This window comes from Tsuneonella dongtanensis (genome assembly GCF_001698205.1).
In the GTDB taxonomy this organism is placed as follows: Bacteria; Pseudomonadota; Alphaproteobacteria; order Sphingomonadales; family Sphingomonadaceae; genus Tsuneonella; species Tsuneonella dongtanensis.
Genome location: NZ_CP016591.1, coordinates 2,839,711 through 2,863,461, shown reverse-complemented (window position 1 = coordinate 2,863,461; position 23,751 = coordinate 2,839,711). Strand labels below are relative to the sequence as shown.

At 66.9% G+C, this 23,751-nt stretch carries 28 protein-coding genes and 1 tRNA gene; 17 read left to right on the top strand and 12 right to left on the bottom strand.

All coding sequences use genetic code 11. From position 1 onward, the window contains the following. Positions 1 to 133: 133 nt before the first annotated feature. From A6F68_RS13940 to A6F68_RS13930, 3 genes are read left to right on the top strand one after another with little or no spacing between them, the layout of a single operon-like run. The gene (locus tag A6F68_RS13940; protein WP_232308159.1) at positions 134 to 1,036 is read left to right on the top strand and encodes an alpha/beta fold hydrolase; all 903 of its coding nucleotides are present in this window, start codon (positions 134 to 136) and stop codon (positions 1,034 to 1,036) included. Then, positions 1,033 to 2,148 carry an NAD(P)/FAD-dependent oxidoreductase gene (locus tag A6F68_RS13935; protein WP_067681424.1) on the top strand — a complete coding sequence of 372 codons (1,116 nt, stop codon included), beginning with the start codon at positions 1,033 to 1,035 and terminating at the stop codon, positions 2,146 to 2,148. Before A6F68_RS13940 ends, A6F68_RS13935 begins: the two co-directional genes overlap by 4 nt. Before the next feature lie 44 nt (positions 2,149 to 2,192). Continuing rightward, positions 2,193 to 2,369, top strand: coding sequence for a YegP family protein (locus A6F68_RS13930; protein WP_067681421.1), 177 nt, complete (start codon positions 2,193 to 2,195; stop codon positions 2,367 to 2,369). On the opposite strand, the gene rnhA is transcribed toward A6F68_RS13930, so the two are convergent. The 3 genes from rnhA to ispH are packed head-to-tail and all read right to left on the bottom strand — an operon-like array spanning position 2,366 to position 4,748. Beyond that, complete coding sequence (gene rnhA, locus A6F68_RS13925) at positions 2,366 to 2,806, bottom strand: ribonuclease HI (RefSeq protein ID WP_067681418.1); 441 nt, start codon at positions 2,804 to 2,806, stop codon at positions 2,366 to 2,368. The two genes, A6F68_RS13930 and rnhA, sit on opposite strands and share 4 nt — an antisense overlap. Beyond that, positions 2,803 to 3,780 carry a homoserine kinase gene (locus A6F68_RS13920; protein WP_067681416.1) on the bottom strand — a complete coding sequence of 326 codons (978 nt, stop codon included), beginning with the start codon at positions 3,778 to 3,780 and terminating at the stop codon, positions 2,803 to 2,805. Before A6F68_RS13920 ends, rnhA begins: the two co-directional genes overlap by 4 nt. After that, entirely contained in the window at positions 3,780 to 4,748 is a 969-nt protein-coding gene (ispH, locus tag A6F68_RS13915) for a 4-hydroxy-3-methylbut-2-enyl diphosphate reductase (RefSeq protein WP_067681415.1), read from the bottom strand. The genes A6F68_RS13920 and ispH overlap by 1 nt, the downstream gene beginning before the upstream one ends. A gap of 75 nt (positions 4,749 to 4,823) precedes the next feature. Between ispH and A6F68_RS13910 the strand changes: the two genes are divergently transcribed. The 9 genes from A6F68_RS13910 (at position 4,824) to tatC (ending at position 11,994) form a co-directional block, all read left to right on the top strand. Next, entirely contained in the window at positions 4,824 to 5,474 is a 651-nt protein-coding gene (locus A6F68_RS13910) for a hypothetical protein (RefSeq protein ID WP_067681413.1), read from the top strand. An 80-nt stretch (positions 5,475 to 5,554) separates the two neighbouring features. Then, the gene (argS, locus tag A6F68_RS13905) at positions 5,555 to 7,303 is read left to right on the top strand and encodes an arginine--tRNA ligase (RefSeq protein ID WP_067681410.1); all 1,749 of its coding nucleotides are present in this window, start codon (positions 5,555 to 5,557) and stop codon (positions 7,301 to 7,303) included. Positions 7,304 to 7,305: 2 nt separating this feature from the next. Continuing rightward, positions 7,306 to 7,983, top strand: a complete 678-nt coding sequence (locus A6F68_RS13900; protein WP_067682743.1) for an SPOR domain-containing protein — start codon at positions 7,306 to 7,308, stop codon at positions 7,981 to 7,983. A gap of 88 nt (positions 7,984 to 8,071) precedes the next feature. Beyond that, positions 8,072 to 9,088: a beta-N-acetylhexosaminidase gene (gene nagZ / locus A6F68_RS13895; protein ID WP_067681407.1), complete on the top strand. Its 1,017-nt coding sequence runs from the start codon at positions 8,072 to 8,074 to the stop codon at positions 9,086 to 9,088. Continuing rightward, positions 9,085 to 9,888: a segregation and condensation protein A gene (locus A6F68_RS13890; protein ID WP_067681404.1), complete on the top strand. Its 804-nt coding sequence runs from the start codon at positions 9,085 to 9,087 to the stop codon at positions 9,886 to 9,888. The genes nagZ and A6F68_RS13890 overlap by 4 nt, the downstream gene beginning before the upstream one ends. Beyond that, positions 9,885 to 10,493: an SMC-Scp complex subunit ScpB gene (gene scpB, locus A6F68_RS13885; protein ID WP_067681401.1), complete on the top strand. Its 609-nt coding sequence runs from the start codon at positions 9,885 to 9,887 to the stop codon at positions 10,491 to 10,493. The genes A6F68_RS13890 and scpB overlap by 4 nt, the downstream gene beginning before the upstream one ends. Before the next feature lie 18 nt (positions 10,494 to 10,511). Beyond that, entirely contained in the window at positions 10,512 to 10,778 is a 267-nt protein-coding gene (locus A6F68_RS13880) for a twin-arginine translocase TatA/TatE family subunit (protein ID WP_067681398.1), read from the top strand. A gap of 29 nt (positions 10,779 to 10,807) precedes the next feature. Next, a complete protein-coding gene (gene tatB, locus A6F68_RS13875; protein ID WP_067681395.1) occupies positions 10,808 to 11,197 on the top strand; it encodes a Sec-independent protein translocase protein TatB in 390 nt (129 codons plus the stop codon). After that, entirely contained in the window at positions 11,197 to 11,994 is a 798-nt protein-coding gene (gene tatC / locus A6F68_RS13870; RefSeq protein WP_067681391.1) for a twin-arginine translocase subunit TatC, read from the top strand. The genes tatB and tatC overlap by 1 nt, the downstream gene beginning before the upstream one ends. Here tatC and mmsB read toward each other — a convergent pair. From mmsB to A6F68_RS13840, 6 genes are all read right to left on the bottom strand, one after another. Beyond that, positions 11,975 to 12,847, bottom strand: a complete 873-nt coding sequence (gene mmsB, locus A6F68_RS13865; RefSeq protein WP_067681388.1) for a 3-hydroxyisobutyrate dehydrogenase — start codon at positions 12,845 to 12,847, stop codon at positions 11,975 to 11,977. The genes tatC and mmsB overlap by 20 nt on opposite strands. A gap of 11 nt (positions 12,848 to 12,858) precedes the next feature. Beyond that, entirely contained in the window at positions 12,859 to 13,077 is a 219-nt protein-coding gene (locus A6F68_RS13860) for a hypothetical protein (RefSeq protein WP_067681383.1), read from the bottom strand. Continuing rightward, on the bottom strand, positions 13,062 to 13,847 hold the full coding sequence (locus A6F68_RS13855; protein ID WP_067681380.1) for an enoyl-CoA hydratase-related protein: 786 nt from the start codon (positions 13,845 to 13,847) through the stop codon (positions 13,062 to 13,064). Before A6F68_RS13855 ends, A6F68_RS13860 begins: the two co-directional genes overlap by 16 nt. Before the next feature lie 208 nt (positions 13,848 to 14,055). Then, positions 14,056 to 15,102 carry an enoyl-CoA hydratase/isomerase family protein gene (locus tag A6F68_RS13850; protein ID WP_067681377.1) on the bottom strand — a complete coding sequence of 349 codons (1,047 nt, stop codon included), beginning with the start codon at positions 15,100 to 15,102 and terminating at the stop codon, positions 14,056 to 14,058. Further along, positions 15,099 to 15,500: a VOC family protein gene (locus A6F68_RS13845; RefSeq protein ID WP_067681372.1), complete on the bottom strand. Its 402-nt coding sequence runs from the start codon at positions 15,498 to 15,500 to the stop codon at positions 15,099 to 15,101. Before A6F68_RS13845 ends, A6F68_RS13850 begins: the two co-directional genes overlap by 4 nt. Continuing rightward, positions 15,497 to 16,642, bottom strand: a complete 1,146-nt coding sequence (locus tag A6F68_RS13840) for an acyl-CoA dehydrogenase family protein (RefSeq protein WP_067681369.1) — start codon at positions 16,640 to 16,642, stop codon at positions 15,497 to 15,499. Before A6F68_RS13840 ends, A6F68_RS13845 begins: the two co-directional genes overlap by 4 nt. 79 nt (positions 16,643 to 16,721) lie before the next feature. Between A6F68_RS13840 and A6F68_RS13835 the strand changes: the two genes are divergently transcribed. Next, complete coding sequence (locus A6F68_RS13835; protein WP_067681366.1) at positions 16,722 to 17,102, top strand: hypothetical protein; 381 nt, start codon at positions 16,722 to 16,724, stop codon at positions 17,100 to 17,102. Here the strand turns inward: A6F68_RS13835 and A6F68_RS15260 are convergent. Beyond that, positions 17,084 to 17,569 (bottom strand): hypothetical protein, encoded by a 486-nt coding sequence (locus A6F68_RS15260; protein WP_067681363.1) that lies wholly within the window; start codon positions 17,567 to 17,569, stop codon positions 17,084 to 17,086. The genes A6F68_RS13835 and A6F68_RS15260 overlap by 19 nt on opposite strands. Before the next feature lie 296 nt (positions 17,570 to 17,865). On the opposite strand from A6F68_RS15260, the gene A6F68_RS13825 reads away from it, so the two are divergent. Beyond that, positions 17,866 to 17,939 (top strand) — tRNA-Gly (locus A6F68_RS13825). Between the two features lie 29 nt (positions 17,940 to 17,968). On the opposite strand, the gene A6F68_RS13820 is transcribed toward A6F68_RS13825, so the two are convergent. Further along, positions 17,969 to 19,915 carry a TonB-dependent receptor domain-containing protein gene (locus tag A6F68_RS13820; protein ID WP_198152623.1) on the bottom strand — a complete coding sequence of 649 codons (1,947 nt, stop codon included), beginning with the start codon at positions 19,913 to 19,915 and terminating at the stop codon, positions 17,969 to 17,971. A 141-nt stretch (positions 19,916 to 20,056) separates the two neighbouring features. Between A6F68_RS13820 and A6F68_RS13815 the strand changes: the two genes are divergently transcribed. The 3 genes from A6F68_RS13815 (at position 20,057) to A6F68_RS13805 (ending at position 22,882) form a co-directional block, all read left to right on the top strand. Then, positions 20,057 to 21,199: a sensor histidine kinase gene (locus A6F68_RS13815; protein WP_198152622.1), complete on the top strand. Its 1,143-nt coding sequence runs from the start codon at positions 20,057 to 20,059 to the stop codon at positions 21,197 to 21,199. Beyond that, a complete protein-coding gene (locus A6F68_RS13810; RefSeq protein ID WP_067681357.1) occupies positions 21,196 to 21,840 on the top strand; it encodes a response regulator in 645 nt (214 codons plus the stop codon). The genes A6F68_RS13815 and A6F68_RS13810 overlap by 4 nt, the downstream gene beginning before the upstream one ends. A gap of 97 nt (positions 21,841 to 21,937) precedes the next feature. After that, complete coding sequence (locus A6F68_RS13805; protein ID WP_198152621.1) at positions 21,938 to 22,882, top strand: alpha/beta fold hydrolase; 945 nt, start codon at positions 21,938 to 21,940, stop codon at positions 22,880 to 22,882. 3 nt (positions 22,883 to 22,885) lie between these two features. On the opposite strand, the gene A6F68_RS13800 is transcribed toward A6F68_RS13805, so the two are convergent. After that, positions 22,886 to 23,680: an SDR family oxidoreductase gene (locus A6F68_RS13800; protein WP_067682733.1), complete on the bottom strand. Its 795-nt coding sequence runs from the start codon at positions 23,678 to 23,680 to the stop codon at positions 22,886 to 22,888. Positions 23,681 to 23,751 lie beyond the last annotated feature (71 nt).

The following is a 23,751-nucleotide window of genomic DNA, read 5'->3' as shown; positions in this document are numbered from 1 at the left end:
CCACAGTCCCCTTGACCGTGGTGCTAGCGCCCAGTGCTTACCAAATAGTAACCAAAGCCGGAGCCTCGTTATTAGCCACGCAGGGAAAGCCGCCGGAAGTCCTGACCGTCGGCGAGCCATTCCGGCTGATGCGGTGGAAGGCCGATGGGTCGCGCCTGCGGGCCATGCGGTGCGCCGGATCGACTATCCGGCGCCGTCCCCGGAGGTGCGCGGTTCGATCCTGTTCCTCGGTGGCCGCGGCGACTTTTACGAAAAGTACCTCGAGACCTTCTCCCACTGGCAGAGCCGAGGCTGGCAGGTCAGCGCGATCGATTGGCGCGGCCAGGCCGGGTCGGGTCGACTCGGAGCCGATGCGGTTACCGGCCATGTGCGGGATTTTGCGGACTGGGTCGACGACCTCACCGCCTTCTGGGCCGAGTGGCAGGCCGGCAGGGAGCCTCCGCACATCCTCGCAGGCCATTCGATGGGCGCTCACCTTGCCTTGCGTGCGGTAGCAGAGGGTAAAGTCGACCCGGACGCGCTGGTCCTTGTTGCTCCTATGCTGGGAATCGGCCGTCTCCCTCCGGCCCTGATGCATGCGGTCGCCCGTATGATGACCCGTATCGGCGACCCGCGCCGTCCGGCCTGGAAGTGGAGCGAGAAGCCCGGTGAACCGCCCGCTTCGCGCGCTGCGCTTCTCACCCATGACATCGGTCGATACGAGGACGAGCTGTGGTGGCGGAGCGAGCGCCCCGAACTCGTGATGGGGCCGGGAAGCTGGGGCTGGGTCGAGCGGGCCTACGCATCCATGCGCGGTCTGGCGGCAAACGGCGTACTTGAGAACGTGCGCATCCCGGTTCTGGTCATGGGTGCCAAGGCGGACAAGCTCGTTGCCTGGCCAGCCATCGCTGCCGCCGCGGCGCGCTTGCCGAATGCCGACCTCGTCGCTTTCGGCGATGAAGCGAGCCACGAAATCCTGCGCGAGGCGGATCCGGTGCGCGAAAAGGCGCTAGACGCGATCGACCGCTTCCTCGACCGGGTCGCGCCTCGGCGATGACCGAGACCTTCGACATCGCGGTGATCGGAGCAGGGATCGCCGGAGCAAGCCTTGCTGCAGAACTGGCCGCGATCGGCGGGGTGCGGATCGTCGTGCTCGAAGCTGAAGATCGCCCCGGCTATCACACCACCGGGCGTTCCGCTGCGTTCTGGGAGGAGTGCTACGGCGGGCCGAAGGTGGTTCCGCTGACGCTCGCATCGGGACCCTGGTTGCAGGAGCACGGCTTTCTCAGCCCGCGCGGCGCACTCTACGTCGGGCAAACCGCCGACGAGGGCGCCCTCGATGAATTCATGAACACCTTTGCCGGAAGCGGGGTCAGTATCGAGCGTCTGGGTCGCACGCGACTCGAGCAACGCCTCCCCGGAGTCCGTGGGGACTACACCGGCGCAGTCTGGGAACCTGCCTGTGCGGACATCGACGTCGCCGCCCTGCACCAGCATTACCTTGCGGGCGCAAGGCGGAAGGGGGTCGAGCTGCGCACCCGATGGCGGGTCGCCGCTGCCGAGCGTGACGGGGCCGGATGGCGCCTGGCAAGCGAGCATGGCGGCGCCTTGCGTGCCGGCGTGATTGCCAATGGAGCGGGTGCGTGGGCCGACAGTGTCGCAGCGCTGGCGGGCGCGCGGGCGCTGGGCATACAGCCGCTGCGCCGCACCGTCGCCCAACTCCGCACCGATCCCCCGCCGCCCGCTGACCTACCGCTGGTGCTGGACATCGCCGGGCGGTTCTACTTCAAGCCCGAAAGCGGTCGGTTATGGCTGTCCCCGCACGACGAGGAACCCTCGCCCCCGTGCGATGCGGCGCCCGAGGAACTGGCGGTTGCCGAGGCGATCGACCGCTTCGAGCGCGTTGTCGACTGGCGCGTGCGCGCGGTCGAGCGGAAGTGGGCGGGGCTCCGAAGCTTCGCCCCCGACCGCTTGCCGGTTTATGGGTTCGATCCCGCGGTTCCCGGTTTCTTCTGGTTCGCCGGGCAGGGCGGTTTCGGCATCCAGACGGCACCGGCGGCCGCCCGGCTCGGCGCGCAGCTCCTGCATGACGCGGCGCGCGATAAGATGACCGAACGGCTCGACGCAGGTCTCTACGATCCTGCTCGGTTTCGCTCGACACACACCTGATAAAGGTTAGTCTGGCTCCTAGATTTCAGAACGGGAGCAGGCCGATGGCGCACCATTTCAAGATCAAGAAGAACAAGGGCGGCGAGTATGTCGCCTATTTCATGTACAACTCGGAAGCGATCTTCTGGACCGAGGGCTACAGCTCGAAGGCCAGCGCCAAGAACGCGATCGAATCGATCAAGAAGAACGGCCCCGGGGCCGAGACCGTCGACGAAAGCTAGGCGGCCGCCGCCGCTTCGGCCGCCAGGACCGCCAGCGCATCGACGCGCTCGTTTTCCGGGTGGCCGTTGTGGCCCCTTACCCAGACCCATTCGATCTTGTGCGGCTTGGCCGCAGCGATCAGTTCATGCCACAGGTCGGCGTTGCGGACCGGCTGCTTGCTGGCGTTCTTCCAGCCGTTGCGCTGCCAGCCGTGGACCCACTTGGTAATCCCGTCGAGCACGTACTTGCTGTCGGAATGAAGGACGATCTGGCACGGTTCGATCAGCGCCTCGAGCGCACGGATCGCGGCCGTCATTTCCATCCGGTTGTTGGTGGTGGCCGGGTCGCTGCCCGACAGTTCCTTCTCGTGGCGCCCCATGCGCAGCAGTGCTCCCCAGCCGCCGGGGCCGGGGTTGCCCTTGCAGGCCCCGTCGGTGAAAATCTCGACCTTCTTCATGATGCGAAGGGCCTCTGCCCTGCCGCGGCGTAGAATTGCAAGCGGCGCACGAAGGCCATCGGGTCCTTGCGTGTCACCAGCGCGTCCGGCGGAGTATGGAGCCAGTCGTAGGCGCGGCTCGAGATGAAACGCATGCAGGCACCGCGCGCGAGGGTGGGCAGCTCGGCAAGCTCGGAGACGCTCAGGCTGCGGCGCGAACGGTACCCCTCGATCAGCGCGCTGCCGATTTCGGGCCGATAATTGCTGCCGTCGGTGGTGAAGGACCAGGCCGCATGCGTGACGGCAAGGTCATAGGCGAAGAAGTCCTCCGCCGCGAAGTAGAAGTCGATCAGGCCTGAAACCTCGTCTCCGAGCATCAGGACATTGTCCGGGAACAGGTCGCAGTGCACCACCCCCTGGGGCAGGCCTGCGGGCCACTCGGCAGCGAGGTGCGACAATTCGCCGAACGCGATCTCGGGCAACCCGGGATCGATTTGCGCCAGACCATCGTGTCCGCAGGAATTGATCAGCCGGTCCCATTCGGCGAGGCCCATCGTCTGCACGCCCGTCATGGGAAAGTCGGAAACCGCGAGATGCAGCTGCGCTAGCGCTGCGCCGACTGCGCGTGCTTGCCCGGGGGTGGGGCGATCGACCGACACGCCTGGCAGGAATTCGATGAGCGCGACCGACTTGCCGTCGATCTCGCGCGAGAGACTTCCATCGCGGTCGTGGATGGTCGCCGGAACCGGACAGCCGCGCGCGGAAAGGTGATCGAGCAGCCCAAGGTAGAAGGGCAGGTACGCGGTATCGATGCGCCGCTCGTACATCGTCAGGATGAAACGCGCGCCGTGGCCGTCCTTGCCGCTCGTTTCGATCAGCCAGTTCGAGTTTGAAACGCCCTCGGCGATGCCTTTGGCCGAAACGAGTTCGCCGACATCGTAGGCCGCGATCAGCGCGGCGAGATCCTCGGCGGCGAGGTGAGTGTAGACCGCCACTAGTCGACGAGCTGGCGGGGCAGCTTGAAGACCATCTTCTCCTCGGCGGAAACGAGCGTGTGCTCTTCGAGTTCGCGCCATTCGGCGAGCCGGGCAACGACCTCGCGTACGAGGCTTTCCGGAGCCGAAGCGCCTGCGGTGAGCCCGAGCGTGCCGACGCCGTCGAGCCACGCCGGGTCGATTTCGCTGGCGCGCTGGATGAGCCGGGCGGCGGTGCCCATTCGCTCGGAAACTTCGACGAGCCGCAGGGAATTCGACGAATTCGGCGCGCCGATCACCAGCACGAGGTCGCTGCCCGGCGCGATCGCCTTGACCGCTGCCTGACGATTCGACGTAGCGTAGCAGATGTCCTCGGCCTTGGGCCCGACGATGTGCGGGTACCTGGCCTGCAGCGCAGCGACGATTTCGCGCGTGTCGTCGACCGACAACGTCGTCTGCGTGAGAAAGGATAGCGGCAGGTCGTCCGGAAACGACAGGGCGGCCACGTCCTCGACGGTTTCGACCAGCGTGATGGCGCCTTCCGGCACCTGCCCCATTGTGCCGATCACCTCGGGATGGCCTTCGTGTCCGACGAAGACGATGTGCCGTCCCGCTTCGATCTGTCGTTCGGCCTGGCGGTGCACCTTGCTTACGAGCGGGCAGGTCGCATCGACCCAGACCATTTCGCGTCGCGTAGCCTCGACAGGAACCGACTTGGGCACGCCGTGCGCGGAAAAGACCACCGGTGCGCCGTCGGGCACCTCGTCGAGCTCCTCCACGAAGATCGCACCCTGCGCCTTGAGCGAATCCACGACGTACTTGTTGTGGACGATCTCGTGGCGGACATAGACGGGCGCGCCGTAGCGCTCGATCGCGCGCTCGACGATCTCGATCGCCCGGTCCACGCCGGCGCAGAACCCGCGGGGGGCAGCGATCAGGAGCGTCAGCGCAGGCTTGCCAGACTTGGGGGATTGCAATGGAGCGTTCATCGCCCGCCCCCTAGCGCTTCGTTGCAAGCACCGCTAGGGCGGCGGCTCAACGACTTGACCGGGACCTCGATTGACATGACCACCCGCCTTCGCCTTGCCGGAATGCTGATGATGGGGGCCGCGCTTGCCGGCTGCAAGTCCGATGGCGAACTGGTGGTAGACCAGGGCGTGGGGATCACCGCGGTCCGCACCGCCTGCCCTGCGGTGGGCGTGCCCGACTACACCGGCGATATCACGACTTTCCGCGTACCGGGCGACACATCGGCGGCGAACATCGACGTGACTGCGTCGATCACCAACCTGCGTTCGACTTGCGACGAAGGAAGCCCGCGGATCTACACCAACGCGACGTTCGACGTGTTCGCGCGGCGGACCGATACGCGCGGCGCGCGCCAGGTGACGCTGCCGTACTATTCGGTCGTGCTCCGCGGCGGGTCTTCGGTGGTGACCAAGCGGGTCGGTCAGGTGACCCTGAGCTTCGCCGATGGCCAGGACCGCGCCCAGGCACGTGCGCAGGCCGGCGCCTATGTCGATCGTTCCGAGGCCACGCTGCCTGCCGATATCCGCCAGCAGATCACCCGACGACGCAAGGCGGGTGACGAGGATGCCGCGATCGATCCGCTGACCGATCCTGCGGTCAAGGCCGCCGTCGCCCGCGCGACCTTCGAACTGCTCGTCGGCTTCCAGCTGAGCGAGCAGCAGCTCGCCTACAACGCAACGCGCTGAGGCATCGCGCCGCGACCCCGTCGTATCGGGGGAAGGGCGCCGCCCTTGCGCTTTGGCCCGGATGGACTAACCGCGCCGCCATGTCTGATACCGCTACGCTTCACGCCGCCTTCGCGGCGCGCATCAATTCCGTGCTCCACGCGCTCGAGATGGAGGGCGCCCTTCCGGCCGGCGCCGCCGAAGGTTCTGCCGTGACGGTCGAACCGCCGCGCGATCCGTCGCACGGCGACCTCGCCACCAACGCGGCGATGGTCCTTGCCAAGAAGGCCGCGACCAATCCCCGGGCGCTGGCCGAGAAGATCGTCGCGCATCTCGAACGCGATCCGGCAGTGGTCGAGACTTCGATTGCGGGTCCCGGGTTCATCAATCTCCGTTTGGCGGACAGCGAATGGCTGGCCGAACTGAACGCGATCGCTGCGCTGGGCGCGGACTATGGCCGCTCGACCGTGGGCGAGGGGCGCCGGGTCAACGTCGAATACGTGTCGGCCAACCCGACCGGCCCGATGCACATGGGGCATTGCCGCGGCGCGGTGGTAGGCGATGCGCTCGCCAGCCTGCTCGAGTTCGTCGGTCATCCGGTCACGCGCGAATATTACGTCAACGATGCCGGCGGCCAGGTGGATACGCTCGCCCGGTCGGCGCACCTGCGTTATCGCGAGGCGCTGGGCGAGGATATCGGCGCCATTCCCGAAGGCCTCTATCCCGGCGAATATCTTGTCCCGGTCGGCAAGATGCTCGCCGAAGAGTACGGTGACCGCTTCGCCGACGCGCCGGATGCCGAGTGGCTGCCCGAATTCAAGGCCAGGACCGTCGCCGCGATGATGGACATGATCCGCGCCGACCTCGCGCTACTCGGCATCGAGCACGACGAGTTCGCGAGCGAGGCCGCCCTGCAGGCTGCCGGCAAGCCAGCCGAGGCAGAGGCGTGGATGCGGCAGCACGACCTCGTCTACGATGGCGTGCTCGAGGCGCCGAAGGGCAAGACGCCTGAGGATTGGGAGCCGGTCGAGCTCCCGCTGTTCCGCGCGACGAAGTTCGGCGACGACCAGGACCGCCCGATCAAGAAAAGCGACGGAAGCTGGACCTACTTCGGCGCCGACCTTGCCTATCACATGCAGAAGGCGGCCGCGGCGGACGAGCTGATCGACATTTGGGGCGCCGACCATGCCGGTACGGTGAAGCGCATCAAGGCCGCCGTCGCCGCGCTTGCCGAAGGCGAGGGGCGCTCGATCCCGTTCGACGTCAAGCTGGTCCAGATGGTCCAGCTGCTGCGCAACGGCGAGCCGGCCAAGATGTCGAAGCGGTCGGGCAACTTCGTCACGATCGCCGACATGGTCGAGGAAGTGGGCAAGGACGTCGTGCGCTTCACGATGCTGATGCGCAAACCCGACGCGCAGATGGACTTCGACTTCGCCAAGGTGGTCGAGGCGTCGAAGGATAACCCTGTATTCTACGTCCAGTACGCCAGCGCTCGGATCCATTCGACCTTGCGCAAGGCTGCCGCGGAAGGCCTCTCGCCTGACCCCGCCGCCCTCGACAGGCTGGGTGACGAGGAACTGGCACTGGTCAAGCTGGCCGCGCAGTTCCCGCGTGCGGTGGAGGCTGCGGCGGCCGCGCGCGAGCCGCACCGCATCGCGTTCTTCCTCTACGACCTCGCGGCCGGTTTCCACGCCTACTGGAATCTCGGCAACGATTCGCCCGACAAGCGCTTCATCGTCGCGGGCGACCCCGCGCTTACCGGCGCAAGGCTTTTCCTCGCCACGCAGATCGGGCAAGTAATTCGCAACGGCCTTGCGCTATTGGGGGTCGAAGCCGTCGAGGAGATGTGAGCATGACCGGGCGCGAGGATGACGATTACGTCGACGACGAGCAGCTGACGCTGGCCGACGACGACGAGCGCTTGCCGTGGCTCGAATCCGGCGACGAGGACGAAGAGGCGCAAGGCGTCGACACCGGACGTATCTTCGGCTTCGCGATCCTTGCCCTCCTTGCGCTCGTTGCCTTCGTCGGCGGAATTTGGTGGTTCGGCAACCGCTCCGCAGACAATGAGGTCGTGGCGGACGGCAGCACCATCGAGGCGCCGGAGGGGCCCTACAAGGAGCGACCGGAGGATCCGGGCGGCAAGCAGTTCGAAGGTACCGGCAACCTCGCCCCGGCAGTCGGCGAAGGCCGCGATACCGAGGGCCGCATTGCCGATTCGACGCCCCGACCCGGAATCGAAATGCCGAAGCCCGGTCCGGCGCCGACGGCAGCCGCGTCCGCGCCGGCTGCTGGTGGCGTCGGCGTGCAGGTGGGGGCCTATTCCACGCGCGAACAGGCCGAAGCCGGGTGGCAGAAGCTCCAAAGCCAGACCGACAAGCTCGCAGGGGTATCTCACCGCGTCATCCAGGGTCAGGCCGATATCGGAACGGTCTTCCGCCTGCAGGCCATTGCTGGCGACGCTGCCGCGGCCAGCCGGCTCTGCGCCTCGCTCAAGAGCGACGGGGTCGCCTGCCAGGTCAAGCCGTAAGGCCCAGACCCGCAACCCAACCGCTTTTGCACACCGCCGGAAGGGCACACGCTTGAACTGAGCGGCCCTTCCTGCGACTCTTTCGCCCATGACCCCCGCAATTTTCGGACTGTCCGGACTGACATTGACCGACGACGAACGGGCGTTCTTCCGTGAATGCGATCCGGCTGGTTACATCCTGTTCGGCCGCAACATCGACACGATGGACCAGGTCCGCGCGCTGACCGACGACCTGCGCACGATCCACGGACGCGAAAAGCTGCTCGTCAGCATCGACCAGGAAGGGGGGCGGGTCGCCCGATTGCGGCCGCCCAACTTCAGCGCGTTTCCCGCGGGCGCCGCCTTCGAAGCCCTTTACGACATCGCGCCCAGCTCCGCGATCGCCGCGGCGCGGGCCAACGCGCAGGCGATGGGGATCGAGCTGGCCGAGGCAGGCATCACGGTCGACTATCATCCGCCGCTCGATGTGCGGCAGCCGGGCGCGCACGACGTGATCGGCGACCGCGCCTTCGGCAGCGAGCCGCTTCGGGTGGCAGCCCTGGGTCGCGCGACCTTGGACGGGCTGGCCGAGGCGGGCGTCGCCGGCTGCATCAAGCACATGCCCGGCCACGGCCGCTCGATGTGCGACACGCACAAGGAACTGCCCACGGTCACCGCGAGCGAGGACGAACTCGAGACGGACCTCGCCCCGTTCCGCGCGCTGAAAGACGCTCCGGTCGGAATGACCGGGCACCTGATCTTCACGGCCTGGGACCCCGAGCATCCGGCCACCCAGTCGCCCACCGTCATCCGCGATGTGATCCGCGGCAACATTGGCTTTGGCGGTCTTCTGCTGACCGACGATCTGGACATGGAGGCGCTGTCGGGCTCGGTGCCCGAACGCGCGGAAATCGCGATCAAGGCCGGGTGCGACCTCGCGCTCAATTGCTGGGCCAAGATGGATGACATGACCGGCATCGCCGATCGCCTGCCGTCGATGTCCGCCGAGACGGCCGCTCGCCTCGACCGCGCGCTGGCGGGGACGGGCCGTCCGCCCGAAGGCGACAAGACCGAATTGCTCGCCACGCGAGACAGGCTGCTCGCGATCGTGGGGGCGAACGCGTGATCGAAGACGCGCTCGTGCTCGATCTCGGCGACCAGCCCGCCGACGACTGGTCCGGCCCCGCTGCCGCGCAGACCGACGACGCCGCGCTCTATCTCGAACTCGACAACTGGGAAGGTCCGCTCGACCTGCTGCTCGACCTCGCCCGGCGACAGAAGGTCGACCTCAAGGCGATTTCGATCCTCTCGCTGGTCGACCAGTACATCGCCTATATCGAGCGGGCCGAGGCGCTCCGGCTCGAGCTGGCCGCCGACTACCTCGTCATGGCCGCCTGGCTCGCCTACCTGAAATCGGCGCTGCTGCTGCCCAAGGAGGAGCAGGAAGACCCGAGCCCCGAGGAACTCGCGCTCCGGCTGCAGTTGCGACTGGCGCGGCTGGCGGCGATGCGCGAGGCCTCCGCGCGGCTCATGGGCCGCGACCGTCTGGGGCGCGACGTGTTCCTTCGCGGCGCGCCCGAGGGTCTCCGGACCGACCGCAAGACGCTGTGGCAATGCGACTGGTTCACGCTCGTCCAGGCCTATGGGCAGGTCAATGCGCGCACTGCGCCCGTCGTCCACATGGTTCGCGACCGTCCGGTGATGACGCTCGATTCGGCCCTCGACCGTGTGTCGGCGATGCTCGGCGTCACGCTCGACTGGATGGAAATCCGCCAGTTCCTGCCGCCGCATGCCGAACCGCGCCTGCGCCGCTCGGCACTCGCCTCCAGCTTCGTCGCTGCGCTCGAGTTGGCGCGGCTGGGCAAGGCCGAGCTCGCACAGGATGAGGCGTTCGGCCCGCTCCGGCTACGGCGCGCCTCGGCGTGAGCACCGAGCTCGAACGCGCGCTCGAGGCGACGCTGTTCGCCGCCGAGGAGCCGATGACCGCCGAAGCACTCGCCGGCCATCTCGGCGGGGCAGCCGCAGGCGAGGTACGCGATGCGCTGCGCCGGCTGTCCACCCATTACGAGCCACGCGGGGTGCACCTCGTCGAGCGCGGCGGGCGCTGGCACTTCCAGACCGCGCCCGACCTTGCGCATGTCCTGCGCCGGGAACGGGAGGCGGTTCGTCGGCTGAGCCGCGCGGCGACCGAGGTGCTGGCGATCGTCGCCTACCATGAACCGGTCAGCCGGGCCGAGATCGAGGCCATACGCGGGGTACAGACCTCCTCCGGCACGCTCGATGTGCTGATGGAGGCGGGCTGGGTGCGGGTAGCCGGGCGGCGCGAGGTGCCGGGCCGGCCGGTGATCTATGCGACGACGCCCGAATTTCTGCAGCATTTCGGCCTCGAATCGCGCAAGGACCTGCCGGGAATCGACGAACTCAAGGCCGCGGGCCTGCTCGATCCGGTCGACGATGCGTTCGATGCGATGACCACGACCGACGACGCAGAGGCCGAGGCTGGCAATGAGGCGGCCGATACCCTAGATTAGCCCTCAAGGAGATTACCCATGGGCTCGTTTTCCATCTGGCACTGGCTGATCGTGCTGCTCGTCGTGCTCGTCCTGTTCGGCAAGGGCCGGGTGGGCGACATCATGGGCGAATTCGGCAAGGGCATCAAAAGCTTCAAGAAAGGCATCGCCGACGACGAGGCCGAGGCGAACGCCAAGGCCGCGGCGGCCAAGCCCGTCCACAGCCTCGAAGGTCCGCACCACGATGCCAAGCCCGCTTCCGAAGCGGCGAAGGATCCCCACGTCGGCGCCGAGCACCGCGACTGACGCGCTTCCTCGCGAAAGGCTGAAGATCCATGTTCGGAATAGACTGGCAGGAACTGCTGGTCATCGTGTTCATCGCGGTGGTGGTGATCGGTCCCAAGGACCTGCCGCGGGCGATGCGCACCGCGGGCAAGTGGCTCGGCAAGATCCGCCGCACGTCCAACCATTTCCGCTCGGGCATCGAAGCCATGATCCGCGAGGCCGAGCTCGAGGAGATGGAAAAGAAGTGGGCCGAACAGAATGCCCAGATCATGGCCCAGGTGCCGCAGGTCGACCTGTCCGACCACGAGATGAAGCCGCTGCCCGCAGCTGATCGGGGACCGACCGCGGAATCGCGGGTCGCGGAGGCTCCCCAACCGGTCGCTGAAGAACCGCCCGCCGATCCACCGGCGACCGACGAACCGCAATTGCCGCTGCGCTGATGGTCTTCAAGATCCCCGAAATCGACGAAACGCAGGCCCCGCTGCTCGACCACCTGATCGAGCTGCGCGCGCGGCTGCTGCGCGCATTCACGGCGTTGCTGCTGGCATTCTTCGTGTGCCTCTACTTCGCGAAGCCGATCCTCGGCTTCCTGGTACAGCCGCTGCTCGATGCCGGGCAGACCAAGCTGATCTTCACCAAGCTCTACGGCCAGTTCTTCGTCGAACTGAAGGTGGCGCTGTGGGCGGCATTCTTCGTGAGCTTCCCGGTGATCGCCAACCAGCTCTGGGCCTTCGTCGCGCCGGGGCTCTATGCCAAGGAGAAGAAGGCCTTCCTGCCGTTTCTCCTCGCCACGCCGGTGCTGTTCATCGGCGGCGGCGCGCTGGCCTATTACGTCGTCATGCCGACAGCGTTTCACTGGTTCCTCGGTTTCGAGGGGACGCAGGGCGGGGTGGAGATCGAGGCGCTGCCCAATTCCGAGGATTACCTCGGCCTCGTCATGCAGTTCATCCTCGCGTTCGGCTTGAGCTTCCTGCTGCCGGTGCTCCTGCTGCTGCTCAACACCGCGGGGATCGTCAGCCGGGCGCAACTGGTCGGGGCGCGGCGCTACATGATCGTGTTCGCGTTCGTGATCGCGGCGATCGCCACCCCGCCCGACGTAATCAGCCAGCTGATGCTGGCGATCCCGCTGATCCTGCTGTTCGAGGGCGCATTGGCGGTGATGTATTTCACCGAGCGAAAGGCGGCAGAGGAAGCGAAGGAGGAGGCCGCCGAAGCGGCTACTTCAGTGTCCGAATGATGCCGGAGAAGTCGACCTCTGCATTCCCCGCACCGACGAAATCCTCGTAGAGAGCGCGCGCCCGGGCGGCGAGCGGCACGGGGGCATCGACGGCCTCCGCAGCTTCCATGGCAAGGCGCAGGTCCTTGAGCATCAGTCCGGCCGCGAAGCCGCCCTTGTAGTCGTTGTCGGCTGGCGTCGTCGGGCCGACACCCGGGACCGGGCAATAGCTCGTCATCGACCAGCACTGGCCGCTGCTCACGCTGCTGATGTCGTAGAACGTCTGCGGATCGAGCCCCAGCTTCTCGGCCATCGCGAAGGCCTCGCAGGTGCCGATCATGTGGATGCCGAGCAGCATGTTGTTGCAGATCTTGGCTGCCTGTCCGTTGCCGGCGGGGCCCGCGTGGATCACCGCCTTGCCCATGCATTCGAGTATCGGCCGGGCGCGCTCGAAAGCCGTGTCCGACCCTCCCACCATGAAGGTCAGTGTGCCGCCGTTGGCCGCCGCGATCCCGCCGCTCACGGGCGCGTCGACCATGTCGTATCCGCCCGCTTCGGCCAGTCCGATCACCTCGCGCGCAGTGGCGACGTCGATCGTCGAACAGTCGAGCAGCACCGCGCCGGCGGGCGCCTTGCCGATCACGCTGTCGGCGTAGACCGACTTCACGATCGCACCGTTGGGCAGCATCGTGACCACCGCGTCGACGCTCTCGCATGCCGCCGCGGCGTCGGTAAAGGTCGTGCAGCCATTCTCCCGCGCCACATCGAGCGCCGTGTCGGAGAGGTCGAACGCGTTCACCGCGTGCCCCGCCTTGACGAGGTTCGCGGCCATCCCGCCGCCCATGTTGCCGAGGCCGATAAAGGCGATCTTCATCCCATTTTCCCTTAGTCTACGAACATCGACAGGCCCAGGATAACCGCCGCTATCCCGATGACTAGCGGGATAACGACCGACACGATGCCGAGGCTGTCGCTATCCTCATCGGCCATCTCGTCCGCATCGTCAGACTTGCGACGATCGTCGCGCCATGCCTGCACCCCTTGGATTACGAGCCAGGTCCCGGTTGCGACAAGGAAAAGGCGGAAAACTAGCGCCCCTTCCACTTACCCTCACGCTTTTCGATGAAGGCGGCCATGCCTTCGGCCTTGTCCTCGCTCGCGGTGAGGATCTGGAAGATGCGGCGCTCGATGATCAGGCCCTGGTCGAGCGTGGTCTCGAACGCGGCGTTCACCATTTCCTTGTTCGCGATCGCGGCCATCGGCGGCTTGCTCGCGATCGTCGCGGCGATCTCGAGTGCCTTCTCGAGCAGGTTCTCGTGCGGGAAGACGTGCGCGACGAGGCCGCTGCGTTCGGCCTCCTCGGCGCCCATCATCCGGCCGGTGAGGCACATCTCCATCGCCTTGGCCTTGCCTACCGCGCGGGTCAGGCGCTGGCTGCCGCCCATGCCGGGCGCGACGCCGAGGTTGATCTCGGGCTGGCCGAACCGCGCCTTGTCGCTCGCGACGATGAAGTCCGCCATCATGGCAAGCTCGCACCCGCCGCCGAGCGCAAAGCCGTTGACCGCCGCGATCCACGGCTTGCGGACCTTCTTGACCAGGTCACTTGTCCAGCGAGCGAAGAAATCGTCGAGGTAGAAATCGGCCGCGGGCTTGTCGGCCATTTCCTTGATGTCGGCGCCGGCCGCGAAGGCCTTGTCGCCCGCGCCGGTGAGCACTGCGCAGCGCTGGCCGGGGTCGCCCTCGTATGCGGCGAACGCGCCGATCAGGTCCTCGAGTACCTGCGAATTGAGCGCGTTCAGCGCCTGTGGGCGGTTGAGCGTGATGAGCGTGACCGCGTCCCGCTGTTCGACGGTGATCGTTTCGTAGTCGGCCATGGGCCTCCCTTCCAGACTGTCCGCAGGTGCCGGGGGGCGTGGAAGGCGACACGAAGTCTACACCTAAACGCGGCCGGGCCTGAGGAAGCAACTTATTGAACTAGCGGTATTTCCCGGCAGCGATCTGACTGGCTCGGACCCTGACAAATCGGTTCGATGTAGGAAAGCGAATAACGACCTGCGCGTGGCGCGGGCGAGAGGGCGATTCTCACAGCGGCTGCCACTCCTCATCCTCGGGCAGCGGCGCGAAGATGCTGTCCAGCAGCTCCTCGCTCACATCCTCGGGCGTGGCCGGGTCCCACCTGGGGTCGTTGGTCTTGTCGACGATCACGGCGCGCACCCCTTCTGCGAAATCGGGACGCAGGAGCACGCGGCTCGCGATGCGGTATTCCATCGCCATGTTGTCGGCAAAGTCGTCGAGGGTCGCGCTCGTTGCAAGCTGGCGCAGCGCGACCTTGCAGGTCTGCGGGCTCTTGGTGCCGAGCGTGTCGCGTTCCTTCGCCGCCCATTCGCTGTCGTCGCTTTCGAGACTGGCGAGGATGTCCTCGTAGCGGTCCGAGCGGAAATGCCGCGCGATCTTGTCGGCGTTGTCCTCGATCCGCGCCCTGGGCGGCGAGCCGACCATCTCCGACAACTGGCCGGGAATGCGGCCGGGCTTCTCGATGATCCGCGATTTCGCCTCGGCGAGCAGATCGCTCGGGACGTAGTGGGTCGCGATTCCCGCCCAGAGGCATTCCGCCCCGTCGAGCCGCGCACCGGTAAGCGCAAGGAACTGGCCGAGGCGTCCCGGCAGGCGCGAAAGGTGCCAACCGCCGCCGACGTCCGGGAACAGGCCAATCCCCGTTTCCGGCATGGCGAACCGGGTGTTCTCGGTCGCGACGCGATACTTGCACGGCAGGGCGATGCCCACGCCACCGCCCATCGTGATGCCGTCCATGAAGGCCACGATGGGCTTGGGATAGGTCATCATCTGGTGGTTGAGCTGGTATTCGTCGTGGAAGAACCTGCGCCCCGACACGCCGCCGTCGGTCAGCGCGCTTTCCCGCAGCAGGTTGATGTCGCCGCCGGCGCAGAACCCGCGCCCCTCGGCATGGTCGAGGATTACCGCCTCGATCCCATCGTCATGTTCCCATTCGCTGAGCGCGGCGCTCATCGCATGGCACATATCCAGCGTCAGCGCGTGGAGCGCCTTGGGGCGATTGAGCGATATGTGGCCCACCGCGCCGTGGCGGTGGATCAGTACTTCGTCGGTCATGCAGCTTTCTCGAATTGCGCGTCGAGGACGTCCCAGCGGTTGCCGAAGCGGTCGCGCATCACCGCGACCCGTCCATAATCAGCGGTCCAAGCGGGTTCGGCGATCTCGACGCCGTTCGCGGCCCAGCGGGCGATCGTCGCATCAAAATCGTCGATGTTCAGGAAGAACGCGACGCGGCCCCCGGCCTGGTTGCCGATCGCCGCACGATGCGCGTCGGTGGTCGCTTCGACGAGGCGCAACCGCGCGCCATGCCCGGGATCGATCTCCACCCAGCGGTGGCCCGAGACATGGCGGGTGTCGGCTGAAAGCGCGAAGCCCCAGTCGTGAGTGAAATGCGCGATGCCGTCGTCCATGTCGGGCACGACCAGGGTCACCATGAAAAGCGAGGCTGCGCTCATTGCCGCAGCATGTCCCGGCCGACGATCATTCGCATGACCTGGTTGGTCCCTTCGAGGATCGAGTGCACGCGCAGGTCGCGCCAGAAGCGCTCGATCGGATAGTCCTTGAGATAGCCGTAGCCGCCGAACAACTGCAGCGCGTCGTTGACGATCTTGCTGCCCGAGTCGGTCGCGAGACGCTTGGCCATCGCCGAGAAGCGGGTCTTGTCGGGCGCGTTGTCGGTGACTTTCGCGGCGGCGAGGTAGAGCAGGGCGCGTGCCGCCTCCAGTTCGGTGGCCATGTCGGCGAGCATGAACTGGGTGTTCTGGAAATCCGCGATCGGCTGGCCGAACTGCTGGCGCTCCTTGGTGTACTTTACCGCCTCGTCGAGGCACCGCTGCGCGCCGCCGAGGCTGCACGCGCCGATGTTGAGCCGTCCGCCGTCGAGCCCCGCCATCGCGAAGCGGAAGCCCTCGCCTTCGCCGCCGACGCGGTTGGCGACGGGGACGCGGCAATCCTCGAAGATCAGCTGCGCGGTCGGACTGGCGTTCCAGCCTAGCTTCTTTTCCGGAGCGCCGTGGCTGAGGCCGGGGGTGCCCTTCTCGACCACGAGGCAGGAAATGCCCTTCGACTTGTCCTCCGAGGTGCGAACCATCACGACGTATATGTCGTTGAAGCCGCTGCCCGAAATGAACTGCTTGGTGCCGTTCAGTACGTAGTGATCGCCGTCGAGCCGCGCGGTGGTCTTGAGCGCCGCGGCGTCCGATCCCGAACCGGGCTCGGTCAGCGCGTAGCTGGCGATCTTCTCCATGCTCACGAGGCTGGGCAGGAAGCGCGTCTTGATCTCGTCTCCGCCGAAGCGGTCGATCATCCAGGCCGCCATGTTGTGGATCGAAACGTAGGCGCTCGTCGCGGGACAGCCATAGGCCATCGCCTCCATGATCAGCGCCGCCTCGAGCCGGCCCAGGGCGATGCCGCCGCTCTCCTCGCTCACGTAGATCGAACCGAAGCCGAGTTCGCCCGCCGCCTGGACGACATCGCGCGGGAAGTGATGATCCTCGTCCCACTGCGCCGCGAACGGGGTGATGCGGTCGGCGGTGAATTTGCGCGCCATGTCCTGGATGGCGAGCTGGTCGTCGGTCAGCTGGAATTGCCCTGTCATGGCTTTGCCCCTAGCCAAGAGGGGGGAGTGTTGGAAGGGTAGTGTAACCCTTGCGGCATTGTTTGCGAATGGGGAGACCATGACGGCCGAACATCCCCACCTGCTGATGGTCTACAACGCCGACGGCGGTGTGTTCGCGATGGTCAGCGACGCGGTGCACAAGGTGCTGTCGCCCGATACCTATCCGTGTTCGCTGTGCATGATCACGTATGGTGCGGTAAGCATGAAGCGCGAATGGCGCGTTTACCTCGAGCGGTTGCCGGCGAGGGTGACCTTTCATCACCGCGATGATTTCGCAGCAGCCTGGCCGGGTGCCCGGTTCGAACTTCCCGTGATCCTGCGCGAATCGGGCGGGCAACTGAGCATGCTGGTATCGGCCAGCGAGCTGGATGCAGTGGAGACCGTGGAACAACTGTCCGCGCTGGTGGATGCGCGGCTTGCTCAGCCGCAGCGCGTATAGGTGAAGGGTCCGCCGGGCTCCCCGCCTCCGCGATCGGTCCGGGTCAGCGTGTCGCCGTCGACGCTCAGCGAAACGTCGCGGGTCCACTCCATTCCCTCGCCCGCGAAGGCATAGTCGGCACGGATCGAGGTGTCGCTCCGCTCCTTGATCGAGCCGAGGCGGCCGACCGATTCGTAGAACGTGAGCGTCGTGGCGGAGACGCGCAGCAGTCCCTTGGCATCGCCCCGGGTGCTCGTGCAGTCGGCGGGGACCATACCCCAGTTGCCCTGGATGGCGGTCGGGATGCCCATCTCGGGAATGCCGGCCGTATCGGTCGGCGAAACAGTGGGCGAAGGCGCCGGAGCGTCGGCCACAGGACCCGCGTCCCGATTGTCTGCGGGCGAGCCTGGCGATTCCTCCGCCGGCTGCTGCTGACAGGCTGCAATCGACATCGCCATGATCGCGGTGACAAAGAGGGCTGGGCGCATGGTTCGGTCCTCGAGGTTGCTGCTCCTGCAACCCGCGAATGACCGATTGGGCTCCCGCTTCTCGGAAAAAAATTCGGGCGGCCCCGCCAAAACGAGAGCCGCCCAGTCGGAAGGTTACCCTTCGGGTCGCGTGCGGCCCCGTTAGGCGAGCGGCCCCCTGCGCGCGATAGCCATTTGTATAGCAAAGGTTCTTTTTTCGGTCGCTTCGCGTCCGCGCGTTGCCGATTGACCGGCGCGGCGCGTGCGCGCTAAGGGCCGCGCCGCGTTTCGCGACGCCTCATCGGGCGTTTCGCTGCGCGGGTATGATGTAATGGTAGCCTGTCAGCTTCCCAAGCTGAACGCGCGGGTTCGATTCCCGCTACCCGCTCCAGCCGGCCATGCCACGATCGGCCTGCAGCTCTAGAAATCGGCAGCTACGGACAATTGGAACCGGCGCTCGGGGTTGAATGCGAAGGCCGAGTTCGAAGAGACCTCCCACGCATAGACATCGAACAGGTTCGTGATCTGCGCCCGCAGGGTGATCGGCACCGCACCCGCTTTCAGGCGATAGCGCGCGCCCAGGTCGAACGTGGTTTGGGCCCCCGTGCGCAACTGGTTTCCGCCGAGCTCGCCATAGGTCAGCGCGCTCGCGACCTGGCCTGCCGAGTGGGCAATGCCGAGGTCGACGGACACGGGATCGAAGAACGGCAGGCGATAGTCGAGATTGGCGCGGACGACCAAGGGCGAGATGCCGACCGGCTTCGGACCGATTATCCCGAGCTCTACCGCTTCGCCGGTCACGTCGGCGTCCAGCAGTACGGCACCGGCCACCACGTTCAGTCCTTCGATCGGCCGCCCGGCCAGCGATATCTCGACCCCGCGATGGCGCACCGTGCCGAGCTCGCGATAGACGCGGCCCGGATCGAGATTGAAATAGGGTTTGCGCACGTCGAATACGCCGGCGACCAGCGTGATGTCGGGCGTCAGGGCATAGCGGATCCCGGCATCGCGCTGGCTGGTCAGCAGCGCCGGGGGCGGCTCGTTGCGGTTGACCGCATCCGCGGGCGCCGCGGCGCTGTCCTCGAGGCCGCGGGTGTAGCCGGCATAGGCCACCAGGGCCTCCGAGACGCGAAGGGCAACCGCGCCGTTGAACAGCCACGGACTGGCCTTCGTCCGGATTGCAGGACGTGCGGGATCGGGAAAGACCGTCTGCTTGCGGTAATCGGTCTTCTGCACCCCGAGGCTGAGTTCGCCCACATCGAGCCAGCGCAGTTCGTACCCCACGCCTGCAGTGAGCTGGCGAACGGTATCGCGGGTTCGCGGGCCGAACACATAGTCGGGTTCGGGCAGTTCGCGGTCGACGCCGATCACCGCATCGCCGAGGTTGCGCACGTCGGCCCCGCCGAATTGCCTGCGCGTATCGCGCCCGCGCAGGGCGGCATGCAGCGTGTGGCGCCGGTTGCCTTCGGTGATCGAATAGGATGAGCGCATCTCGCCGGAAAAGGACCTGGCGGTCGTGTCTTGGCTGGTGACCACGGTTCGCTGCGCCGATCCGTCGGGCTGGACGCCTCGATAAAGCTCGGTCGCGTTGCGGTCGATGATCCCTTCGGCGTAGAACAGCCCGGCCCGAAGCTGCCAGTCGTCGCTAATGCGCAGCGTGCCGAGCCCGCCTGCGACCTGCGCGGACACGCGCGATTCGGTCCATTCGAGCCCGAAGTCGCGCCGCTCGATTTCCGGCGGAAGGTAGGGCCCGCCCACGAAGATGCTGCCGACATCGCGATCGTCGATCACGTCGAGCCGGCCGTAGAAGGCCTTCAGATCCATGTCGCTCGCGGGTCTCAGGTCGAGCACGGCACCGCCCTGGACGATGTGTCCGTCGACGCCCGGGAAGTTCTCCTCGTACTTGTAGCTCGCGCCGGCGGCGAGGCCCCCCGCCTTGCCGAACAGCGGCAGCTTGGCGTCGGCCGAAAGGCCGAGAGTGCCGTACGGGCCGATCTGACCGACCGCGCTCAGGACGGTATCGGTCCCGACGCCGCGCAGGGTGAAGTCCGCAATCCCCGTCGGCGCAAGGAAGGGATAGCCCTGCGCCGTCAGCCCGACCCGGATCGCCGACCCGGCGACGTACCGGCTGTGCAGGCCGCCGTGCTGGGTGATCGCCAGCCCCTCGATCCGGATATTCCCCGCGGTCGACGGGCTGAAGCCGCGGACCTCGCCGGAATTGTAGAGGCCGATCTTCTCGTCGCCGACGCTGGTGCCGAAGGCGTCCTCGGCTTCCTCGACGGCGTTTTCCTCCGCCCTTTGTGCATGGGCAGGGGACGACAGGGCACAGACTGCAACGAAAGCGAAAGGGGCGGCGGACCTGATCACGGCATTTCCTCGTTCTGAAACGCGTGAATTGTGCCGCGAGCACGGGATTGCGTAAGTGCCGCAAGTGGTCCGCGGACCCATGACTTTTGGCATATGGCATGCGCCGCGAAGCTGTGTCAGGTTCACGCCGTCATGACGAACATGTTGAAAGCCCGTCAGAACTGGTTGTTCTGCATTCTCGCGCTGGCGACCGCCGTTGCGCTCGCCTGGCCGGTGTTCGAAAGGTTCGCGACCGGCGACACGATCCGGGGCGAGCCCGTCTCGCCTTACTGGTTTGCCGCCTTCGGCGTCTTCGCCGTGGCGATCGTTGCCTCGATGTTGCTCGAACTGCCCCGGCGCCTGCACTGGCTCGTGCTGGCCCTGCAGGTCGCCGCGGTCGCGACGATGGCGCTCATCGTCAATTGGGCGATGATGACCACGTTCCTCATGATCGTGGCCTGGCAGGTCGGACTGATCACGACATGGCGCCGGGCGACGGTCTGGGCGGTGGCCCAGACGGTCGCCGTCGTCGCCGCGCTCGCGCAGGCGCTCGACCCGGATCTGTGCTGGGTGATCGCCAAGGCTTTCGCCCTGCAGCTGCTGGTCGTCTTCACCGCCCAGGCGGTGCGCCGGGAAGCGGCCACGGCGGAGAAGCTGGCCCGCACCAACCACGAGCTGCGCAGCGCGCAGGCGGTCCTGGCGGCAAGCGTCCGCGACGCCGAGCGGCTGAGGATCTCGCGCGAGCTTCACGATGCGTGGGGGCACGAGCTGACCGCTCTCGGCCTACAGCTGGAGATCGCCAGCCACGCTTCGGACGAAGGCGTCGTCCGCCAGCACGTGACGCAGGCCAAGGGCCTGTCGAAGGCGCTGCTCGGCAAGGTTCGCGACGTGGTTTCGACCTTGCGCGAGGCGGAGCGGGACGAGCTCGATGCGGCCTTGCGCAAGCTGGCCCAGAGTGTCCCCGTGCCCAGGATTCACGTCGCGCTGACGCCGTCGCTGCGGGTTACCGAGGACCAGGCGCACGCGCTGTTGCGCTGTGCCCAGGAGGCCGTGACCAATTCCGTCCGGCACGCGCAGGCGCAGAACCTGTGGCTGAGCGTGTCGCAGGACGCCGGCGGCGTACGCCTGCTTGCCGAGGACGACGGGTCCGCGCAGCTGCAGGACCTCGTGCCGGGTTCGGGCCTGCTGGGGATGCGGGAGCGGATCGAAAGTCTCGGCGGACGGCTTGCCGCCGGGGCCCGGCGCGAAAGCTCCGGTTTCAGCATCAATGCCTGGCTACCCCCGACCGGCGCGCTGCCGGCATGATCCGGGTCGTCCTGGTCGACGACCAGATGCTGGTGAGGCAGGGCATCAAGGGCCTGCTCGATCTGCTGCCCGACATCGATGTCGTGGGCGAGGCGTGCGACGGGCTCGAGGCGCTCGAAATCGTTCCGGCACTCGGCCCCGACGTCCTTCTGCTCGATATCCGCATGCCCCGCATGGACGGCATCGCCGTGCTCGAGGCGCTGGCGGCGCAAGGTAGGCAGCCGGCCACCCTGATCCTGACCACGTTCGACGATGGCGATGCGATCATCGCCGCGATCAGGGCAGGCGCGAAGGGGGTGATGCTCAAGGACGTTTCCCTCGACGACCTTGCGAATGCCATCCGCGCGCTGGCGAACGACGGCACCGCGCTCCAGCCGGCCATGACCAAGAGCCTGATGGCGGCGATCCGGCGCAATCCGTCCGAGACGCCGGACGCCTATGCATCAGACGACCTCACCGACCGCGAGCGCGACGTGCTGCACCTGATCTGCGCGGGCTACAGCAACCGGGAAATCGCCGACCTGCTCCAGCTGGCCGAGGGCACGGTGAAGAACCACGTGTCGGCGCTCCTGCTCAAGCTCGATGCGAGGGACCGGACCCGCGCCGCGCTCAAGGGCATCCAGCAGGGGTACCTCGGCTAAGGCTCCAGCCGTCCCCCTGCGATGCCATTGCCGGACTTGCCAACTGCGCGTGCGCCGTCAATGGTGGCGCTTTGCAACCTTCTTCGGGGACGAAGGCTTGAACGACATCGCATCGCTGGATCCGAACTACGACGGGACCCTGCTCGGACGGTTCGGAGGCGAGCGGCCGCCGGCAGCGGCCTGGTTCGAAGAGGCGATCGCGCACGAGCCCGAGCGCTCGTTCTTCGAGGTCGACGGCGCGCAGATCGAACTGCTGACCTGGGGCGAGGTCGGCAAGCCGGGCCTGCTGTTCCTCCACGGCAATGCCGCGCATGCCGACTGGTGGAGCTTCATCGCCCCGCAGTTTGCCGGAGACTTCCGCTGCGCCGCGATATCGTGGTCGGGCATGGGCCGCTCCGGGTGGCGCGACCGGTATGCCATCCCGATCTTTGCGAAGGAGGTCGAAGCGGCGATCAAGACTGCGGAGCTGGGCGCTTCGGGCCGGGCCCCCGTCATCGTCGCGCATTCGTTCGGCGGCTTCCCCACCCTCCACGTCGCGAGTTTCCACCCGGAGATCATCTCCGGCGCGATCCTCGTCGATTCGGCGCCGCCGAAATCCGAAGGCGGGCCGCCGCCGCGATTGGCGCAGGGCCGGGCCCACAATCCGCGCTATCCCACGATCGAATCCGCGCTCCGCCGGTTCCGCTTCCTGCCCGAACAGGACAAGGGCATGCCCGAGATCATCGACTGGATGGCGCGCGGCGCGCTGCACGAAGTGCCCGAGACGGAAGATGCACCCGGCGGCTGGACCTGGCGGTTCGACCCGCAGTTCTGGCAGCACTTCGAACGCGGGGACCTGGGCCCAAGTCCGAAGGTTCCCATCGGCCTCATCGTCGGCGGGAAGTCGGCGCTGTTCCCGACCGGCCGGCTGGAGGAACTGCAGGCGATCGTCGAGGACCTGCGGTTCACCACGGTGGTCGCCGAAGCGTACCACCATGTCCTCGTCGATCACCCGCTCGAACTGATCGAGGCGATCCGGGAAGGCCTGCCGAAACTCGCCTGAGCGCTATTTCGGCGGCATGCGGATCCCGCCGTCGAGGCGGAACTGGTGTGCATTGAGATAGCCGTTGCGCGCGATCTCCAGCACCAGCGACGCGAACTCCTCGGGCTCACCGAGCCGCTTGGGGAAGGGCACGCTGGCGTTGAGCTGGTCCCACATCGCCGGATTGCGGTCCTTCATGCCCAGCATCAGCGGGGTCGCGAAGATCCCCGGCATGATCGAATTCACCCGGATGCCGAGATCCATCAGGTCGCGCGCCATCGGCAGGACCAGGCCGTTCACCCCCGCCTTGCAGCTGCCGTAAATGACCTGGCCGATCTGCCCGTCCTGCGCCGCGACGCTGGCGGTCAGGATCACGCAGCCGCGCTCGCCGTCGTCGTTGAGCGGGTCCGCGTTCGCCATGCCCAGGGCCGAGATCGAGGCCACGCGATAGCTGGAAACGAGCACGCCCTCGGCACCGAAGGCGTAGTCCTCTGTGGAGAGACGCTTGTACCCGCCGCTCGCCTTGTCCCAGCCCACGGTCTTGCCGCGGCGGCTGGTCATCGCGCAATGCACCGTGACCCGCTCCTGCCCGTGCGCGGCGCGCGCCTTCTCGAACCCGGCGACGACCGAGTCTTCCGAGGTGATGTCGACATGGCAGAAAAGGCCGCCGATCGCCTCGGCATGCGCTTCGCCCGCTTCCGCGTTCACGTCGAAGATCGCGACCTTGAAGCCCGCATCGGCAAGCGCCTGCGCGCTCGCCTTTCCAAGCCCCGATGCGCCTCCGGTCACCACTGCTGCCAGGCCGGGTTCGAACTTCATCTTCATCCTCCGCCAAGAATCGGCTGTTATCGCCGTGTCATCACGCTATCGCAGGCAGACGGCCAGAACGC

Excerpts from the sequence above, each read along its gene's own strand:
- A6F68_RS13935 (WP_067681424.1), top strand. The coding sequence starts at position 1,033 with ATGACCGAGACCTTCGACATCGCGGTGATCGGAGCAGGGATCGCCGGA.
- A6F68_RS13930 (WP_067681421.1), top strand. The coding sequence starts at position 2,193 with ATGGCGCACCATTTCAAGATCAAGAAGAACAAGGGCGGCGAGTATGTC.
- rnhA (WP_067681418.1), bottom strand. The coding sequence starts at position 2,806 with ATGAAGAAGGTCGAGATTTTCACCGACGGGGCCTGCAAGGGCAACCCC.
- ispH (WP_067681415.1), bottom strand. The coding sequence starts at position 4,748 with ATGAACGCTCCATTGCAATCCCCCAAGTCTGGCAAGCCTGCGCTGACG.
- A6F68_RS13910 (WP_067681413.1), top strand. The coding sequence starts at position 4,824 with ATGACCACCCGCCTTCGCCTTGCCGGAATGCTGATGATGGGGGCCGCG.
- argS (WP_067681410.1), top strand. The coding sequence starts at position 5,555 with ATGTCTGATACCGCTACGCTTCACGCCGCCTTCGCGGCGCGCATCAAT.
- A6F68_RS13900 (WP_067682743.1), top strand. The coding sequence starts at position 7,306 with ATGACCGGGCGCGAGGATGACGATTACGTCGACGACGAGCAGCTGACG.
- nagZ (WP_067681407.1), top strand. The coding sequence starts at position 8,072 with ATGACCCCCGCAATTTTCGGACTGTCCGGACTGACATTGACCGACGAC.
- A6F68_RS13880 (WP_067681398.1), top strand. The coding sequence starts at position 10,512 with ATGGGCTCGTTTTCCATCTGGCACTGGCTGATCGTGCTGCTCGTCGTG.
- tatB (WP_067681395.1), top strand. The coding sequence starts at position 10,808 with ATGTTCGGAATAGACTGGCAGGAACTGCTGGTCATCGTGTTCATCGCG.
- tatC (WP_067681391.1), top strand. The coding sequence starts at position 11,197 with ATGGTCTTCAAGATCCCCGAAATCGACGAAACGCAGGCCCCGCTGCTC.
- mmsB (WP_067681388.1), bottom strand. The coding sequence starts at position 12,847 with ATGAAGATCGCCTTTATCGGCCTCGGCAACATGGGCGGCGGGATGGCC.
- A6F68_RS13855 (WP_067681380.1), bottom strand. The coding sequence starts at position 13,847 with ATGGCCGACTACGAAACGATCACCGTCGAACAGCGGGACGCGGTCACG.
- A6F68_RS13850 (WP_067681377.1), bottom strand. The coding sequence starts at position 15,102 with ATGACCGACGAAGTACTGATCCACCGCCACGGCGCGGTGGGCCACATA.
- A6F68_RS13845 (WP_067681372.1), bottom strand. The coding sequence starts at position 15,500 with ATGAGCGCAGCCTCGCTTTTCATGGTGACCCTGGTCGTGCCCGACATG.
- A6F68_RS13840 (WP_067681369.1), bottom strand. The coding sequence starts at position 16,642 with ATGACAGGGCAATTCCAGCTGACCGACGACCAGCTCGCCATCCAGGAC.
- A6F68_RS13835 (WP_067681366.1), top strand. The coding sequence starts at position 16,722 with ATGACGGCCGAACATCCCCACCTGCTGATGGTCTACAACGCCGACGGC.
- A6F68_RS15260 (WP_067681363.1), bottom strand. The coding sequence starts at position 17,569 with ATGCGCCCAGCCCTCTTTGTCACCGCGATCATGGCGATGTCGATTGCA.
- A6F68_RS13815 (WP_198152622.1), top strand. The coding sequence starts at position 20,057 with ATGTTGAAAGCCCGTCAGAACTGGTTGTTCTGCATTCTCGCGCTGGCG.
- A6F68_RS13810 (WP_067681357.1), top strand. The coding sequence starts at position 21,196 with ATGATCCGGGTCGTCCTGGTCGACGACCAGATGCTGGTGAGGCAGGGC.
- A6F68_RS13800 (WP_067682733.1), bottom strand. The coding sequence starts at position 23,680 with ATGAAGTTCGAACCCGGCCTGGCAGCAGTGGTGACCGGAGGCGCATCG.